The sequence below is a fragment of the Haloferax sp. KTX1 genome (genome assembly GCF_902410085.1).
Taxonomy (GTDB): domain Archaea; phylum Halobacteriota; class Halobacteria; order Halobacteriales; family Haloferacaceae; genus Haloferax; species Haloferax massiliensis.
In genome coordinates, this window is sequence record NZ_CABPRH010000039.1 from 1 (window position 1) to 703 (window position 703).

General features: G+C 57.6%; 1 tRNA gene and 1 rRNA gene. Both read left to right on the top strand.

Going from position 1 to position 703, the window contains the following annotated elements:
* Nucleotides 1-84: 84 nt before the first annotated feature.
* A tRNA-Ala gene (locus tag FY251_RS20620) sits at nucleotides 85-156 on the top strand.
* A 202-nt stretch (nucleotides 157-358) separates the two neighbouring features.
* Nucleotides 359-703, top strand: a 23S ribosomal RNA gene (locus FY251_RS22860); the annotation flags it as partial.

Sequence of the window (703 nt, forward strand, 5' to 3'; positions counted from 1 at the left end):
GGCCTGACCCACCTTTCGGTGTTCGAGAACTCCGTCGACCGGGCACCTATGAACTATCAGGGCTAACAACCGTGCGGATCTGCCGGGCCCATAGCTCAGCGGGAGAGCGCCGCCTTTGCAAGGCGGAGGCCCTGGGTTCAAATCCCAGTGGGTCCATACGACGTGCCAGCCCCGAACCGTGCCCCTTAAGTGTGGGACGGCGATGGGATATGGTACGACGACAGATGCACCAGGCCGGGTGAAACCGAGCCTGGGAAGGGTCGATTCGCCCACCATCTCCACCTTGGGGGCGAATATGAAACCGTGTGTACGTGCGATCCAGGCGTCCACTGGACTCGTTCAGTTGAACGAGTCACAACGACGTTGGCTACTATGCCAGCTGGTGGATTGCTCGGCTCAGGCGCTGATGAAGGACGTGCCAAGCTGCGATAAGCTGTGGGGAGCCGCACGGAGGCGAAGAACCACAGATTTCCGAATGAGAATCTCTCTAACAATTGCTTCGCGCAATGAGGAACCCCGAGAACTGAAACATCTCAGTATCGGGAGGAACAGAAAACGCAATGTGATGTCGTTAGTAACCGCGAGTGAACGCGATACAGCCCAAACCGAAGCCCTCACGGGCAATGTGGTGTCAGGGCTACCTCTCATCAGCCGACCGTCTTCACGAAGTCTCTTGGAACAGAGCGTGATACAGGGTGACAAC